Genomic DNA, 14,757 nt, shown 5'->3' on the forward strand with positions numbered 1-14,757 from the left:
TATCTTGTACCTTCCGGCAATCTTGATTTTTAACCAACTGTTTTTAAACGAAATAAATTCAACTTTAAAAGCGAGATGGAGCCTGTAGTAAGGTTGCTGGCGGATAAAATGAGGTATTGGAAGTGAGGTTTGAAGGAAGAGAGGGACAGAAAACTGATGGTATCGATGACGATTTGCTCTTATAAGATGACTATTTGCCCTAAATAAAAGTGCCGGAAAGACCGGCACCCAACTACACATATACACCCGCGAATCAGAACGTTAAGCTGTGGTTTTTTTTATCAATCACGACTGGATCCGGGCTGTTTAACAACAAGCTCTGGCCCTGGATGTTAAACAGCAATCTGAATCCAGTTTGTCCATTCACCTGGTCGGAGTCATGCAATGTCAGAATGTTTGGCGTTACGCTGACCGAGTCAATCACGCCATCAAAGGGGTTGGCAAATGAGGCACCGGCAAAGCTTAAGCCTTTACCTGTCTGGTCATTCAGGCTGTAGATAATCTGAGTATTTTCCTCTGTTACCACTACAGTGCCTGGTGGGTTATAAGTAAACAGTGGAACGCCAGCCTCATCCAAAGTAACAGTTACGGTAATTTCTGTTTGTGCCATTTTTTTCTTCCTTGTTGTTGAAACTATAAATACACAAAAGGCAACTCGCCCTGTCTTGCCAGTCGCTGTTTCAGCGACTCAAGCTTTTGTCCTTCTCCCAAACACTCAAGCGCCTTGATATAGGGCGCCAGCAATCTGGGCTCCATTGATTTATCAATCATGGCTGACAAGCTGGCCTCGACCTCAAGGCAAAGCGCTTTTGACACCTGAGAGAAATGGCTTTGCTCTATGGTAAGCAGGAGCATTTTTGCTGCAGATAAGTCACTGAGAAGACTGGTATCAGCCGATGTTTCGACATGCAGCTTGGACAGCAAATCTACCGCTAGATGACTTGCTGCCAATGCCTCAGTATCATCACCACTGAGTAGGTATTGTTTGGCTTTGGCATAGCTTAGCAATGCTTTAAGCTTGTCCTGCCTTGCAGCAGACAACTGAGTGGTATCTATATTGAGTCGACGCTCTATATCACTGATAGCATTAAGGTCTTCAAGGGGTATCAAGCCATGTAGCAACCGAGTGACTTCCAGCACAGCCAGTTCATAGACCCATAACAAATTGTTCGGATCTTCCTTTAGTACCTCGTATCGGAGTGCAAAAGCTGTATTTAAAGCCAACTTTCCTTTCTGCACTTCACTCTTATAAAAATACAGGTCTGCCAGCCTCTCAAGCAGATAACTGCGGCGATCTTTGATATAGGCGTCCTTATCTCGCTCAAGGGCTGCATCAATCTGCTCGTAAAGCTGTATCCCTGCACTTATTTGCCCCTGATGCACTTTGGACGTCGCCAACCAGGATTGAGTGTTGGCGGTATTGGCCAACAACTGCTCATTATCAGGTTGTAACTGCAACAAGCGCTCTTGAGTCACCAAAGCCGTCTGAAAATTGATTGTGGCTGAGTCGAAATCCATGCGCTTGAGTGCCAGTGAGCCTAAGGAGCTTTGGGCATAGGAGAGCTCCAGCAGCGCATCAAAATCCTGCGGCGCTGCAGCTACCATGGCCTCGCTGTGCTCAAGATAAGCCTCAAACCAGGGTCGGGTGGCGTCCCAATCCGATTGATCATACGCCAGTTGCCCCAGCCAAAAGGCGTTGGCGCCCAGGGTTTTAAGCAGGCTCAGGTTCTGTGGCTGCAGGGCAAGCAATGGCAACAGTTGCTCGCGGGCAGTGAGCAGCGCGGCTTTGGCCTCATCGGTTTGGCCACGGGAATAGGCCACCTCGCCTATCGCCTCCAGCGTCTGGCCATGCTGGAATCTGGCGTCGAAGCCCACGCCCTCATCCCAGTCCGGGCGGCTGAAATACTCCAGCGCCTTGTTACTGATGCCATCGAGCAGGTCCATACGGCCAATGCCCCTGAGCTTGTCGGCAAAATCCCCCACCATAAAGCCCAGCAGGTTTTCCGCCGCGTGGCGCTTCTCGGTGGCTTTAAGCTCAGCCTGCTGACTCTTCCAGCTCATCAGCACCGACAGGCTGGTCAGCAGCAGCAGGCTGGCGGCAATCCCCCATTTACTGATGGTCCAGAGCGCATGTTTGCGCTGTGACAAGCGGATATAACGCAGCTCGTCATCAGTGAGGCTAAACAGCGGGTCATCCCGCAGGGCCTGCGCCTCCTGCAGGGGTTTTCCGGCAGGCAGCAGATAAGCGCGGCTGTGGTTCTCTTCCTGCCAGCGCCTTGCCTGAATCGACAACCGGGCTTTGACTTTAAGACTGTGCTGATGCTGCGCTATCCAATCTGTGGCTCTGTGCCAGCGACGCAGCAGGGCTTCGTGGGCGATACGGAAACTCCGCTCTCCCTGATACAGGTGGGTAACGAACAGACGGGCATTGACCAGTGCATCCACCAGCGCATGTTCGGCAGGGGTTTTAAGCGCATCGAAGCGACCGGATCGACTGGTCAGGGCATCGTCTTCTTCACGCAGACTGACCAGCAGCGACAGGATCCGAGGCAATGCCGCAACCTGTGCACAGCTGCAATTTGCCAGTGTCGCCTCCGCCGCCTGACCTATGGCACCTTCCAATCCACCCAGCTGCCGATATCGGCTTAGCTGCAGCAGCTTGTCTTTACGCCCCAGATACAGGGTTTGCAGCGTGTACTGCAACATGGGCAACACATCAGGTGAGCTGACCGCTTCTTCCACCAGCAGCTCATCGAGTGACAGGCCGGTTTGCGGACAGATCTCCCACTGCAGACCAGCGGCCTGGGCCGGCAATCGGATCATCCGGGCCAGTTCGGCGCGCGATGGCAATGCCAGATCAAACTGGGCACCCCGGGCCCTCCCCTCAGACAAACTGGGAAAGCTCACCAGCTGGGGATAAAACTCATTGCGACAGGCGCTGAGCACCAACACCGCCCCGCTGCCAGCCAGCTGCTCCAGCAGCGCGATAAAAGCCTGCCGACGGTCCTGATTGTGGGCATCCGCGCTGAGCAGCACCTCCAGACGATCAGCGATCAGCGCAAATCTGGGCATATCCACGCCGGTACGTGGTAAACGCCGTTTCAGCTCCTGTAACAAGGCTGTGGCATTGGTCTGCAACTTCTCCGACAGGGTGAATGCACTTTCTCCCGCAAACACAGACTCGCCATCCAGCTCCCAGTCCAGCATGGCGCTGGCTGCCGCCATAAACAGCATGCCAGGTTCAACATCGGCAAAATCCAGCGTGGCATGATCCACTATGGCAACGCCGCGATAACCCTGAGGCCGGGTCAATGCCGGCAGTACACCGGCTTGCAGCAGTGAGGATTTGCCACAGCCACTGGGGCCGAGTACCAGACAAAATGCGCGGCCATAGCGCACCTGGCGGACAATGCGTTCTAGCAGTGCCTCCAGCGCCTGCTCGCGGCCGAAAAATACCTCAGCGTATTGCTCAGTGAAGGCCTGCAGACCGGGAAAGGGGGATTGCTCCTGCCAGCCGGGAGCGGCTGGCGCGACCGGAAGCTGTGGGTATTGCACGCTGGCCAGCAGCCGATACCCCTTGCCGCGAATGGTGTCGATATACTCAGGGGACGCAGCACTGTCACCCAATGCCCGGCGCAGTTGATTGATGACTTTGTGCAGCGGATTATCGCTGGTGTCCAGCGCAGGCCAGACACTGTCGAGAATGGTTTGGGTTGTGACCAGCTCGCCGGGATGACGGCTCAGCAACAGCAGCACCTGCATGGCCTTGGGTTCAATGGATTTGCTGCGCCCGGCGCGCATCAGACTGTTGGTTGCAGGCGAAACCTGCCACTCTCCCAGTTCAAACTGTTCCCCATCCATGCCGTATCTTCCTGTTGTCGAAGGCTTATTTATACCCCAACAGATCACAAAAGTTAACCAAACAGACAACAGGTGAAACAATTTGAAAAATCTGACACGGCCTGAGGCCACAGCAGGCGACAAATCGCCATCGAGCCAATAGAATTCAGCTTGTGATTAAGCCAATCCCGGACACACTGCATTATGAATACTCATCCCAATGTCACTGCACTGAAACTGAAAAAGAAGTCCCGCCTGCTGGAGATCAGCTTCAGCGACGGCAGTCAGCACAGCCTGAGCTGCGAATTTTTGCGGGTGCACTCCCCGTCTGCCGAGGTCCACGGACACGGCAATCCGGTGCTGGTGACCCACAAGAAAGAGGTGAATATCAAGGCGATCGAGCCCGTGGGAAACTATGCGGTCAAACTGATCTTCGATGATGGACATGACACCGGCCTCTACTCCTGGAAAGTATTGTGGGACCTGGCAAGCAACCAGCCGCAGCTGTGGGAGCAATATCTGGCCCGTCTGCGCGCAGAAAAAGGCTCCCGCGAGCCGCTTATCGCCATGAATATCAAATACAGCTGAGCAAGATGCCTATCAGCCCCGTGCACTGCGAATACTGACAGCCTCTAAAGGCACTACGCAGTTTGAAGTCAATGGTCCGCACCATCGTTAAAGGCGAAGCCAGCGTTAAAGGCTAAGCCAGCATTAAAAGCTAAGCCAGCATTAAAGGCTAAGCCAGTCCACAGTCGGCGATGGCCAGGCCATCACGGCGCGAGTGCCAGCTGTCCGGCAGGGACACGCCAGCCCACAACTCCCGGCACAGGGGGGCCGGGTTATGCCAGTCCCCCGCCAGCAACCACTGCACCAGCTTATCCCCGACCTCGGGGTAATTGATGGGCGCAGGCCCCGGGCGCTTGAGCCAGCGACCAAGCGTGCCTGAATCCAGCGTCATCATGGTCTCAGCGGCCCCCAGCAGCTCCAGCGCCGCGACATTCGACAGTTGTTCAAACTGCCCCAGCACCGGCTTGACCAGCAACTTTTTCCCCAGCGTCAGCGCTTCACTGGCCAGCTCGAAACCGGCGTTGGCAATCACCCCGCCGCAACTGGCCAGCTGCGCCTTGAAGCCCTCTCTGTCGAACCCATGCCATTGAATGTGCCTTGGCAAATCGTCAGGCGCCGGCGCCCCATGGTAGACCTTAAAACAATAGCCAGAGCAGGCAGCCAGCAAGGCGGCAATATCCCGGGGCGACTCAAATGGTAGATAGACCAGAATATGGTGTACAAACTCCTGATGCACAGGGCTGACCTCCACAAAAGGCGGCAGAATCGGGAAGCCAAAATGATGCCAGTGACAGCCCAGTGCCACCTGCACCGGCGCAAAATAGTTGAGCAGGGCGTTGTTAATCCAGTTGTCTGCAACTTTGGGGACAGGGTATTTCAGTGCAGCCTGATGACTGATACCAACTGAAGGAACCCCTTGCTGGCGCGCTGCCCACGCGGAGATGGGCTCAAAGTCATTGAGTACCAAATCGTAACCAGACAGATCCAACGTGCGGATCTCCTGTGCCCAGCGCCAATCCAGGTTTTTCAGTACGGTACTGAGCGGTTTGACGGCCCCCCGCGCCGACACAAAAGTCAGGCCACGCATCACCCGATAATCGGCAAATGGCTGCATATCAAAGAATTGCTCCGGGGATCTGCCGGAAAACAGATAATCCACCGACACATTTTGTCTGGCCAGCGCTTTGGCCATCACCCGGGCCCGGCTTAAATGGCCATTACCGGTCCCCTGCACTCCGTACAATATTTTCATGTCATTCGTCCCTGATTGATGGTTGTCGCCGCACTCAAAGTGCCAGCAAGGTGACCGGCACCAGTTGCAGCGCCAGAGTTCCCAACGCGGCACCGGCCAGTACATCCATGGGATAGTGAACTCCAAGTCCAATGCGGGCGACTCCCACCAGAAAAGCCCAGATAAACACCAGCACGGCAGCGCCTGGATAGACAGCCAGCACCGCACTGGCAAATACCCAGGCTCCTGCCGTGTGCCCCGAAGGCAGGCTGAATCTGTCGGAAGGTTCAAAATCGGCTTTAACGCCAAGCGCCTGATGGCAGGGACGAGTGCGGCGAATGCTGTTTTTCAGCAGCCAGTAGAGGGGCAGTTCGATAACAAAGGCAGCCGCCAGCAGCAGGAAGAAACTTTTGCCCTGCTCGTCGGCGAACAACAGCAACAGAGCACTAATACCGTAAAGCGGACCATCGGCTGTGGCCGATACGCGTCTGAGCGTTTTGCGACAATCCAGTCGCATCATCACGCCGACGATAAGCAGGAACAGGCGTCTGTCCTGCTGGCTGAGTAATCTTGCCGGAGTCAGAAATGTTAGCCGCACTCAAGCCTCTCCATCTCTATTGATTCCCGCACAGGCTAAAATTCGACCATGAACGGCAGATGACAGCCAGACGACAGAATCGTGAATTGAGCGCACCAATGCGTTACGGGACAGCGGCAGAAGCAAAACAGCTGCGGCCGGCTGGCCGCAGCAAAGAAGGGAGCAGACAGAGCGGCGGATGCTCAGGCCCGGGATGCCCTGGCGGCTTTAGCCCGGTAAATCTTGAGCAGATGGTAAATATTGATACAGGCGACAAAGGCATTCATGCCCGCCACCGGCCAGGCGCTAATGGCCACACCGTAAATCACAAACAGAGTGCAACCGCTAAAATTCAACCAGCGCAACCAGATAATGTCTTTCATCATCAGGGAAATCGCCACCATCACCGAGGCGGCATAGCCGATAATCTCAACCGTATCCATAACACCTCCTGTGTGTGATAGCTTCGTCTGCAGTCTATCAAAGGGATGAACAAAAATCCCCCGTAAGTCCGGTTTGCCCGAACAGATTCTGCTGCGACTATCTTTAAACCCGGAGTAACCAAGTGAAATACAAAAACAAATCCCGGCTTCGAATGATTGAGTGAGCTGCCGCACAAAATACCGGCAATAGCGTGATTGATAAGGCTTTAATTTTCGAGATTCCCTTATATACTGCGGTAATACCCATTCTCAGGGTGCGTCAAACAGGAGTGCTTTATGGAATACAACACCTCAGAACTTTGTGACATGTTCCTGGACGTCGTTGACGTCGTTGAGCCTATGTTCAGCAACTATGGTGGTTGTAGCTCATTCGGTGGTGCCATCAGCACCGTGAAATGCTTCGAAGACAATGGCGTGATTGCCGATGTACTGGCAGAAGACGGCGAAGGCCGGGTGCTGCTGGTCGATGGCGGCGGCTCGCTGCGTCGCGCCCTGCTGGATGCTACCCTGGCGGAAGTTGCCGTCAACAACAACTGGGAAGGCATCATTGTCTACGGCAGTGTGCGCGATGTGGATGCGCTGGAAGAGTTTGATATCGGTATTCAGGCCATTGCCTCTATCCCGGTGGGCGCTGACAGCAATGGCATCGGCGAAGTGGATGTGCCGGTTAACTTTGGCGGCGTGACCTTCCTGCCCGGCGACCATGTGTATGCCGACAATACCGGCGTGATCCTGTCACCTGAGCCGCTGGATATCGAGTAAGCTCAGGCAATCATCACTCGCCCCGCAGGCTGTGAATCAAGGGAGCACCATCGCTCCCTTGGTATTTTTATGCCTTGTCATCCCACCCGGGCGAGGTGAAAATAGCGCCACTTGCCACTGAATTATTCATGGATTGGCCTCAATGGATTTGCTCACCCTTTGCTCTCCCGCGTATCTCAATGCCCTGTTATCGACCCGCCCGGGTGAAACCAAACTGGGGCAGAATCTGCAGTTGCTCGACCAATTCTCTGCGCAGGCACTGTTACAGGCCAAAGCCAATGGCGCCCGTTTTGCTCTGCTGGGGATCAGTGAAGACATCGGCCCCCGCGCCAATTTAGGCCAGGGCGGCGCCGATGACAGTTTCGCGCCGGCCATCAGGTACTTTGGCAATCTGCAGGCCAATCGTTTTTTTGATGGCCGCCAGTGTCTGCTGGTTGGCGACATTCGCCTGCCCAACTCAGAAACATCGCTGGACAGTTTGCGCGACAGTGTGGCCAGACTGGATGAAGCCGTCACCGAGGTCATCACCGCCCTGCTCAATGCCGGACTGGAGCCTGTGGTGATCGGCGGAGGCCACAATAATGCCTTTGGTCTGCTGCGGGCGCTGGCACAATCGCACGGCGCAGGCGTGGCAGCGGTGAATCTTGATCCCCACTGCGATTTTCGTCCGTTGGAAGGCCGCCACAGCGGCAATGGTTTCAGCTATGCCGCCAATCAGGGCTATTTGAGCCGCTACCATGTGCTTGGGCTGCATGAGCAGAAAAACAGCGAAGCCAGTCTGGCACAACTTGAGGCATTCGGCGGCAGCTGGCACAGCTTTCAGGATATCTGGGTGCGCCGCCGTATAACGCTTCAGCAGGCGCTGAATGATATTAGCGCAGTCAATCAATCACTGCCGTTAGGGCTGGAGCTGGATCTGGACGCCATCAGCGAACTGCCCTCCAGCGCCATCACCTTTGCCGGTGTGCCGCTGCTGGATGCCTGCCACTATGTGTCTGTGATGGCCAGTCAGTGTCCCTGCCATTATCTGCATCTGGCGGAATCTGCACCGGCCAGACACCCGGCCGGAGTGGATGCCGGCAGGCGGGTGACGGGTCAGGCGATAGCTGAACTGCTGCTGGCTTATATGAGCGCGCGGCCGTGATGGCCATGCTGCGCAAGCGTCTGAAAACTGTGTATCTTACTTATCGCTAATTATGCCTTCTTGGTTATAATGCGGCTTTCGTTGCCCGCATGGCCGTCGCGGTTTATCGCTCATGATTTACGCGCCATGCTCAAAAGGCAGCCAAAGACAGCGATGCTGTCATAACAGGACAGTTAATTACCACTTCGATCACAGAGTGAGTGGCCAAGGTTACCCGGACTATCCCCTTTGGCATAAACTCGCTCTTCAGTATCGATACAACAGGAAGCATTCAATGTCTGAGGACAAGCAATCCAGTACCCACTTCGGATATAAAACCGTAGCGACAGAGCAGAAGGCCGATCTGGTTGCCGACGTATTTCACTCGGTTGCCGCCAAGTACGACATCATGAATGATGTGATGTCCTTCGGTATCCACAGACTCTGGAAGCGTTTCACCATTGAAACCGCTGCTGCCCGTCCGGGCATGAAGGTGCTGGATCTGGCCGGTGGCACCGGCGATCTGACCGCCAAGTTTTCACAACTGGTGGGCGATAAAGGTGAAGTGGTGCTGGCTGACATCAACGACTCCATGCTCAAGGTTGGCCGCGCTAAACTGCGTGACCGCGGCATTGTCGGCAATGTCAACTATGTGCAAGCCAACGCCGAGGCACTGCCTTTCCCCGACAATCACTTCGATATCATCACCATTGCCTTTGGCCTGCGTAACGTCACTGACAAAGACAAGGCTCTGCGCTCCATGCAGCGCGTGCTCAAGCCGGGCGGAAAACTGCTGGTGCTGGAATTTTCCAAGCCTCAGCATGAACTGATGCGCAAGGTGTATGACCTGTACAGCTTCAAGGTGTTGCCGAAAATGGGCGATATAATCACCAAGGATGCCGGCAGCTATGAGTATCTGGCCGAGTCCATCCGCATGCACCCGGATCAGGAAACCCTGAAACAAATGATGATCGATGCCGGTTTCGAGCAGGTGGACTACACCAATATGACCGACGGCGTAGTCGCGCTGCACAAGGGATACAAGTTCTGATGCTGCAATGGGAATGGCCTTTGCTGCTGTGTGCCACCATTGAGTCGGCACTTAATCAGATGATTGCACAGGCCCCCCAGGAATATGCCAGGGCAAAACTGGACGGCAAACTTGTCCGTATCAGGCTGACACAGCTGCCTTTTGCGCTGACGCTGGTGTTCACCCGGCGTCAGGTGCAGGTGCAGAGTCGTCACGACGGAGAGGTCAGCGTCAATGTCAGCGCCGATGCAGCAACACTGGTCAAACTGGGCGAAGGCGCGCAGCTGACTGAACTTATCAAGCAGGACAAGCTGCAGCTTGAGGGCGATCTGGCCACTCTGCAGGCACTCAGCCAGTTTCTGCAGCAAAATCCGCTGGATCTGGCGGAGCCCGTGTCCCGCTATCTTGGCGATGCACCAACTCACAAGCTGTTTGCCACCCTCAAATCCGGTCAGACACTGGCAAGTAAAGTACTCAGGGGCACCCGGGATCACCTCAGTGAACTGGCCATTGAAGAGTATCGGATCGCGCCGGGAAGACTGGAATATCTGCACTTCAAAGACCAGCTGGACGATCTTTGCCGGGATGTCGGGGACGTGCAATCCCGTATACAAAAACTGATGGACAAGGTAACACCATGACAGGCGCCAGCTTCCGCCGTGGCTACCAGGTAATCCGCACTGCGCTGCAGTACGGCCTGGATGAAATGCTGCCGGCGAAACTCACCCCCTGGTACTACAAATTTCTTAGAGGCAGTCTGTTCTGGCTGCGCAATCAACATAAAGACAAACCCTCCGGCGAACGCCTGAAACTGGCGATGCAGGAGCTTGGACCGGTTTACATTAAATTCGGCCAGATGCTCTCGACCCGCCGTGATTTGTTGAGTGACGAATGGGCCGAAGAATTGGCCATGTTGCAGGACAGAGTGCCGCCGTTCGATTCAACGCTGGCCAGAGAAGCGATAGAAACAGAGCTGGGACAGCCCATTGAGGCGCTGTTTGATGACTTTGACGATCTGCCGCTGGCGTCAGCATCCATCAGTCAGGTGCACACTGCGACCCTCAAGCGAACCGGCGAGGCTGTGGTACTCAAGGTGCTGCGTCCCAATGTCGAAGCTCAGGTTAAAGCCGATCTGCAGTTGATGACCCAAAGTGCCCGGGTGGTCGAGTGGCTGTTGGGTGACGGTAATCGGCTCCGGCCACTGGAAGTGGTGCAGGACTATGAAAACACCATTCTGGGTGAGCTGAATCTCAAGCTCGAAGCCCACAACGCCATGAAGCTGCGCGGTAATTTCCCCGATTCCGACGCCATCTATATTCCTTATGTGTACGAAGATCTCTGCTATCCGCGGCTGATGGTGATGGAGAAAGTGGAAGGCATTCCGGTATCGGATATCGCCGCCCTCAAGGCTCAGGGCACCAACCTCAAGTTGCTTGCCGAGCGCGGGGTCGAACTGTTCTTCACTCAGGTGTTTCGCGATAACTTCTTCCACGCCGATATGCATCCGGGCAATATTTTTGTGTCCTTCGAACATCCGGACAACCCTTATTACATCGGGCTGGACTGCGGCATCATGGGCACCCTGACGGAGGAAGATCAGCGTTATCTGGCGGAGAACTTCCTGGCCTTCTTCAACCGTGACTACAAACGCATTGCCCAGCTGTATGTCGAATCCGGCTGGGTATCGGCCAACACCGATATTCCCGCCTTCGAGCAGGCGATCAAGGCAGTATGCGAACCCATGTTCAACAAGCCACTGCACGAAATCTCCTTCGGCCATGTGCTGCTGGAGTTATTCCGCACCGCCCGCCGCTTTGACATAGTGGTGCAGCCGCAGCTAGTACTGCTGGAAAAGACCCTGCTGTATATCGAGGGCCTTGGCCGTCAGCTGTATCCTGAGCTGGATTTGTGGGCCACTGCCAAGCCGTTTCTGGAAAACTGGATGGCGCAGCAGGTTGGTGTCAAAGCCATGTTCAAAAAAGTGCAATCAAAAGCACCTTACTGGTCTGATAAACTGCCCGAATTGCCTGAGCTGATTTACGATAATCTCAAGCTGGGCAAGAAGTTAATGGGCAATTACCAACAGATAATAAATGGTTATCTTGCCTATCAGGAAAAGGCTCATAAAAGTAACTACCTGCTGATAACTTCTGCCGTTTTGGTGATCTGCGGCACGATATTGTTCGGTCAGATGGATACACTATGGCTTCCGTGCGCCTGTATTGTGACCGGCGCTGCAGTATGGCTTTTGGGATGGCGCGCCAGGCCTCGAAAGCGAAAATTTTAGCTAGCACTAAACAATCAAAGGTTCATAATAGAACCGATATTTAATCTAAGAGGATAGCTTCACATGGGTGGCATTAGTATTTGGCAACTTCTGATTATCGCACTGATCGTTGTACTGCTGTTCGGTACCAAGAAACTGCGTACCCTGGGCGGAGACCTGGGCGGTGCTATCAAAGGATTCAAGAACGCCATGTCTTCTGAAGACGAAAAGAAAGCCATTGAAGAGCAAGCAGCTCAACAGCCTGCACAGACCGCAGCTCAACAGCCTTCTCAAACTGCACAAACCGCGCAAACTGCTCAGCCAGCTCAAAAAGCTGAAGAGAAAAAAGAACAGGCGTAATTTTCTATGTTCGATGGTATCGGCTTTATGGAGCTGCTGCTCATCGGTATTATCGGCCTGGTGGTACTGGGCCCTGAAAGATTACCGGTGGCAGTGCGCTCAATCACAGGTTGGATCCGTGCGATGAAACGCATGGCAAACTCAGTGAAAGATGAGTTGGAACAAGAGCTGAAAATTGAACAACTGCACAGTGATCTGAAACAGGCAGAGTCCAAGGGACTGTCGAATCTGTCCCCTGAGTTGCAGGAGTCCATTGAACAGCTGAAGCAGGCCGCTCAGTCGGTGAATCGCCCTTATCAGGTTGACGACATGCTCGACAGCCAGAAAAAGCAAACCACCGACACCACTGCCGTGGCCGCGAACACCACTTCATCCGCTCAGGTTAGCCAAACCAGCACTGATGCTGACGCTACAGGCAATAAACCTCAAGCAAACGGATAATCGATGTCGCAACAACCTTTAATCGCACATTTACTGGAACTGCGCACCCGACTGCTGCATGCAGTCGCGGCTGTGATGCTGGTATTTATCTGTCTGGTTTACTGGGCACAGGATATCTACCACTACATCGCCACGCCGCTGCTGGACGTAATGCCCCAAAGCGGCAGCATGATCGCCACCGACGTGGCAGCGCCCTTCTTCGCCCCTTTTAAGCTGACGCTTATCCTGTCGTTTTTCATCGCTATTCCTTATGTTCTGTATCAGATTTGGGCCTTTATTGCGCCGGGACTGTACAAACATGAAAAACGCCTGGTGGTGCCGCTGCTATTCAGCAGTACTCTGCTGTTTTATCTGGGCATGGCGTTCGCTTACTTTGTGGTGTTCCCGGTCGTGTTTGGCTTCTTTACCAGCGTGGCACCGGAAGGGGTTAACATTGCGACAGACATCAACAGTTACCTGAGCTTCGTTCTCAAGCTGTTCTTTGCTTTCGGTTTGTCGTTTGAAATCCCGGTTGCTGTAGTGCTGCTTTGCTGGGCCGGAGTCACCACAGTGGAAGACCTGCGGGAAAAACGCCCCTACATAGTCGTTGGTGCGTTTGTGGTTGGTATGCTGCTGACACCGCCTGATGTGATCTCCCAGACCATGCTGGCTGTGCCTATGCTGCTTTTGTTCGAAGGCGGATTGCTTGCTGCCCGTTTTTATACTAAAAAGGACAGCGAAGAAGAGTCCGACGAACAAGAACACGCCAACTGATCCGGCCCAGGCGGATCTTGCGGCCATAAAACAATAAGGATGCTGTTATGCGCTTTGCAGGGATTTCCGCTGTTTGCCTTTTGCTTTCCACTCAGGCTGTTGCCTCAGTGGAAAGCCAATTAACTCAATGTGCCGCCATTAACGATAAGCTGGATAGACTTATCTGTTATGACAATCTGGCCGCCACAATCACTCAAGATTTTCCACAGGCAGCTATCACTGCCACATCCTCATCTGTACCCGCCGTCCAGGCTGCAAGCCCTGCCGCACCGGTAGCTGTGGTTGCGGTCGAAGAGCAATTTGGTCATGAAAACAAAGCCAAACAGCAGGTGCAGGAGATCGAGAAGCTGTATTTTGAAGTCGCCAATGTCGACAAAGACGCCTACGGCTATCTCCTGTTGACCTTCACCAATGGTCAGCAGTGGAAGCAAACCGAAAGCCGCCGCTTTAAAATCAAAGCAGGCGACACAGTATTCATTGAGCGCGGCGCACTGGGGTCATTCCTGCTGGGTGCGGATGACCGCAACAGCAGTGTCCGGGTCAAACGTATCAAGTAAATATGTCCAGCCACATAGACATCGCTGTCAATCTGATTGGCAGCGCCCTTGAATCCAATATCGATACCATTATCGCTGAGGCAGAATCTGCCGGCGTCTCCCCTTTGATAGTGATTGGCAGCGATCTGCCTGAAAGCAGGCAGGCCATTGAAATCTGTCAGCGTTTTTCAGGCTTGCTGTACAGTACCGCCGGAGTACATCCACACCATGCCAGCACCTGGCAGTCAGACAGTTACGGCACCAATCGCGAACTGTGCCTGCATGATTGCGTCGTCGCGGTTGGCGAATGCGGACTGGATTATAACCGGGATTTTTCCCCCAGAGACATGCAGCGTCAGGCGTTTGCCGATCAACTGAAACTGGCAGCAGAGCTGCAAATGCCGGTACTGATGCATGAGCGCGATGCCCACGATGACTTTCTGGCGATACTGAAAGAGTACCGCCCGCATCTCATCGATGCAGTGCTGCATTGCTTTACTGGTAGCCGTGCGTCGCTGGAAGCCTATCTTGAGCAGGATATTCACCTGGGGATCACCGGCTGGGTCTGCGATGAGCGCCGCGGTCAGGAGTTGGCGGACATAGTGCCGCTTATCCCGGATAACCGCATCATGATTGAGACCGACAGCCCTTACCTGCTGCCGCGCTCAATGCGCCCAAAACCCAAATCCAGCAAAAACCTACCCAAATACCTGCCTTACATTGCAGACTATATCGCCGCCCTGCGCGGTCAGGATGCCAGCCAGTTTGCGCGCCAGACGCTGGCCAACAGCCGTCGTTTTTTCCGGCTGGAGGCTGCAGAGTGAAAGC

At 54.2% G+C, this 14,757-nt stretch carries 16 protein-coding genes; 11 read left to right on the top strand and 5 right to left on the bottom strand.

Going from position 1 to position 14,757, the window contains the following annotated elements; all coding sequences use genetic code 11:
- Window positions 1–253: 253 nt before the first annotated feature.
- Entirely contained in the window at window positions 254–610 is a 357-nt protein-coding gene (locus ACRRUX_RS13060; protein WP_432530996.1) for a DP-EP family protein, read from the bottom strand.
- Between the two features lie 23 nt (window positions 611–633).
- Complete coding sequence (locus tag ACRRUX_RS13065) at window positions 634–3,861, bottom strand: winged helix-turn-helix domain-containing protein (protein ID WP_432530998.1); 3,228 nt, start codon at window positions 3,859–3,861, stop codon at window positions 634–636.
- A 183-nt stretch (window positions 3,862–4,044) separates the two neighbouring features.
- On the opposite strand from ACRRUX_RS13065, the gene ACRRUX_RS13070 reads away from it, so the two are divergent.
- Entirely contained in the window at window positions 4,045–4,428 is a 384-nt protein-coding gene (locus ACRRUX_RS13070) for a gamma-butyrobetaine hydroxylase-like domain-containing protein (RefSeq protein WP_432531000.1), read from the top strand.
- 148 nt (window positions 4,429–4,576) lie between these two features.
- Here the strand turns inward: ACRRUX_RS13070 and ACRRUX_RS13075 are convergent, their stop codons facing one another.
- From ACRRUX_RS13075 to ACRRUX_RS13085, 3 genes are all read right to left on the bottom strand, one after another.
- Window positions 4,577–5,659: an MJ1255/VC2487 family glycosyltransferase gene (locus tag ACRRUX_RS13075; protein WP_432531002.1), complete on the bottom strand. Its 1,083-nt coding sequence runs from the start codon at window positions 5,657–5,659 to the stop codon at window positions 4,577–4,579.
- Window positions 5,660–5,693: 34 nt separating this feature from the next.
- Entirely contained in the window at window positions 5,694–6,158 is a 465-nt protein-coding gene (locus ACRRUX_RS13080; protein WP_432531089.1) for a phosphatase PAP2 family protein, read from the bottom strand.
- A gap of 260 nt (window positions 6,159–6,418) precedes the next feature.
- Window positions 6,419–6,658 (bottom strand): YgjV family protein, encoded by a 240-nt coding sequence (locus tag ACRRUX_RS13085; RefSeq protein WP_432531004.1) that lies wholly within the window; start codon window positions 6,656–6,658, stop codon window positions 6,419–6,421.
- A gap of 276 nt (window positions 6,659–6,934) precedes the next feature.
- Here ACRRUX_RS13085 and rraA point away from each other — a divergent pair, with 276 nt between their 5' ends.
- The 10 genes from rraA (at window position 6,935) to ACRRUX_RS13135 (ending at window position 14,753) form a co-directional block, all read left to right on the top strand.
- Window positions 6,935–7,420: a ribonuclease E activity regulator RraA gene (gene rraA / locus ACRRUX_RS13090; protein ID WP_432531006.1), complete on the top strand. Its 486-nt coding sequence runs from the start codon at window positions 6,935–6,937 to the stop codon at window positions 7,418–7,420.
- 142 nt (window positions 7,421–7,562) lie between these two features.
- Complete coding sequence (locus tag ACRRUX_RS13095) at window positions 7,563–8,564, top strand: formimidoylglutamase (protein ID WP_432531008.1); 1,002 nt, start codon at window positions 7,563–7,565, stop codon at window positions 8,562–8,564.
- A 274-nt stretch (window positions 8,565–8,838) separates the two neighbouring features.
- Complete coding sequence (gene ubiE, locus ACRRUX_RS13100; protein WP_432531010.1) at window positions 8,839–9,594, top strand: bifunctional demethylmenaquinone methyltransferase/2-methoxy-6-polyprenyl-1,4-benzoquinol methylase UbiE; 756 nt, start codon at window positions 8,839–8,841, stop codon at window positions 9,592–9,594.
- Window positions 9,594–10,214 carry a ubiquinone biosynthesis accessory factor UbiJ gene (locus ACRRUX_RS13105; RefSeq protein WP_432531012.1) on the top strand — a complete coding sequence of 207 codons (621 nt, stop codon included), beginning with the start codon at window positions 9,594–9,596 and terminating at the stop codon, window positions 10,212–10,214. The genes ubiE and ACRRUX_RS13105 overlap by 1 nt, the downstream gene beginning before the upstream one ends.
- Window positions 10,211–11,860: a ubiquinone biosynthesis regulatory protein kinase UbiB gene (gene ubiB / locus ACRRUX_RS13110; protein ID WP_432531014.1), complete on the top strand. Its 1,650-nt coding sequence runs from the start codon at window positions 10,211–10,213 to the stop codon at window positions 11,858–11,860. The genes ACRRUX_RS13105 and ubiB overlap by 4 nt, the downstream gene beginning before the upstream one ends.
- 63 nt (window positions 11,861–11,923) lie before the next feature.
- The gene (tatA, locus tag ACRRUX_RS13115; RefSeq protein WP_432531016.1) at window positions 11,924–12,199 is read left to right on the top strand and encodes a Sec-independent protein translocase subunit TatA; all 276 of its coding nucleotides are present in this window, start codon (window positions 11,924–11,926) and stop codon (window positions 12,197–12,199) included.
- 6 nt (window positions 12,200–12,205) lie between these two features.
- Window positions 12,206–12,640, top strand: coding sequence for a Sec-independent protein translocase protein TatB (tatB, locus tag ACRRUX_RS13120; protein WP_432531018.1), 435 nt, complete (start codon window positions 12,206–12,208; stop codon window positions 12,638–12,640).
- Window positions 12,641–12,643: 3 nt separating this feature from the next.
- Window positions 12,644–13,393 (top strand): twin-arginine translocase subunit TatC, encoded by a 750-nt coding sequence (tatC, locus tag ACRRUX_RS13125; protein ID WP_432531020.1) that lies wholly within the window; start codon window positions 12,644–12,646, stop codon window positions 13,391–13,393.
- 47 nt (window positions 13,394–13,440) lie between these two features.
- Complete coding sequence (locus ACRRUX_RS13130; RefSeq protein ID WP_432531022.1) at window positions 13,441–13,950, top strand: hypothetical protein; 510 nt, start codon at window positions 13,441–13,443, stop codon at window positions 13,948–13,950.
- A gap of 2 nt (window positions 13,951–13,952) precedes the next feature.
- Window positions 13,953–14,753, top strand: coding sequence for a TatD family hydrolase (locus ACRRUX_RS13135; protein ID WP_432531024.1), 801 nt, complete (start codon window positions 13,953–13,955; stop codon window positions 14,751–14,753).
- Window positions 14,754–14,757: the final 4 nt, after the last annotated feature.

This window comes from Shewanella sp. GXUN23E (genome assembly GCF_050865035.1).
In the GTDB taxonomy this organism is placed as follows: Bacteria; Pseudomonadota; Gammaproteobacteria; order Enterobacterales; family Shewanellaceae; genus Shewanella.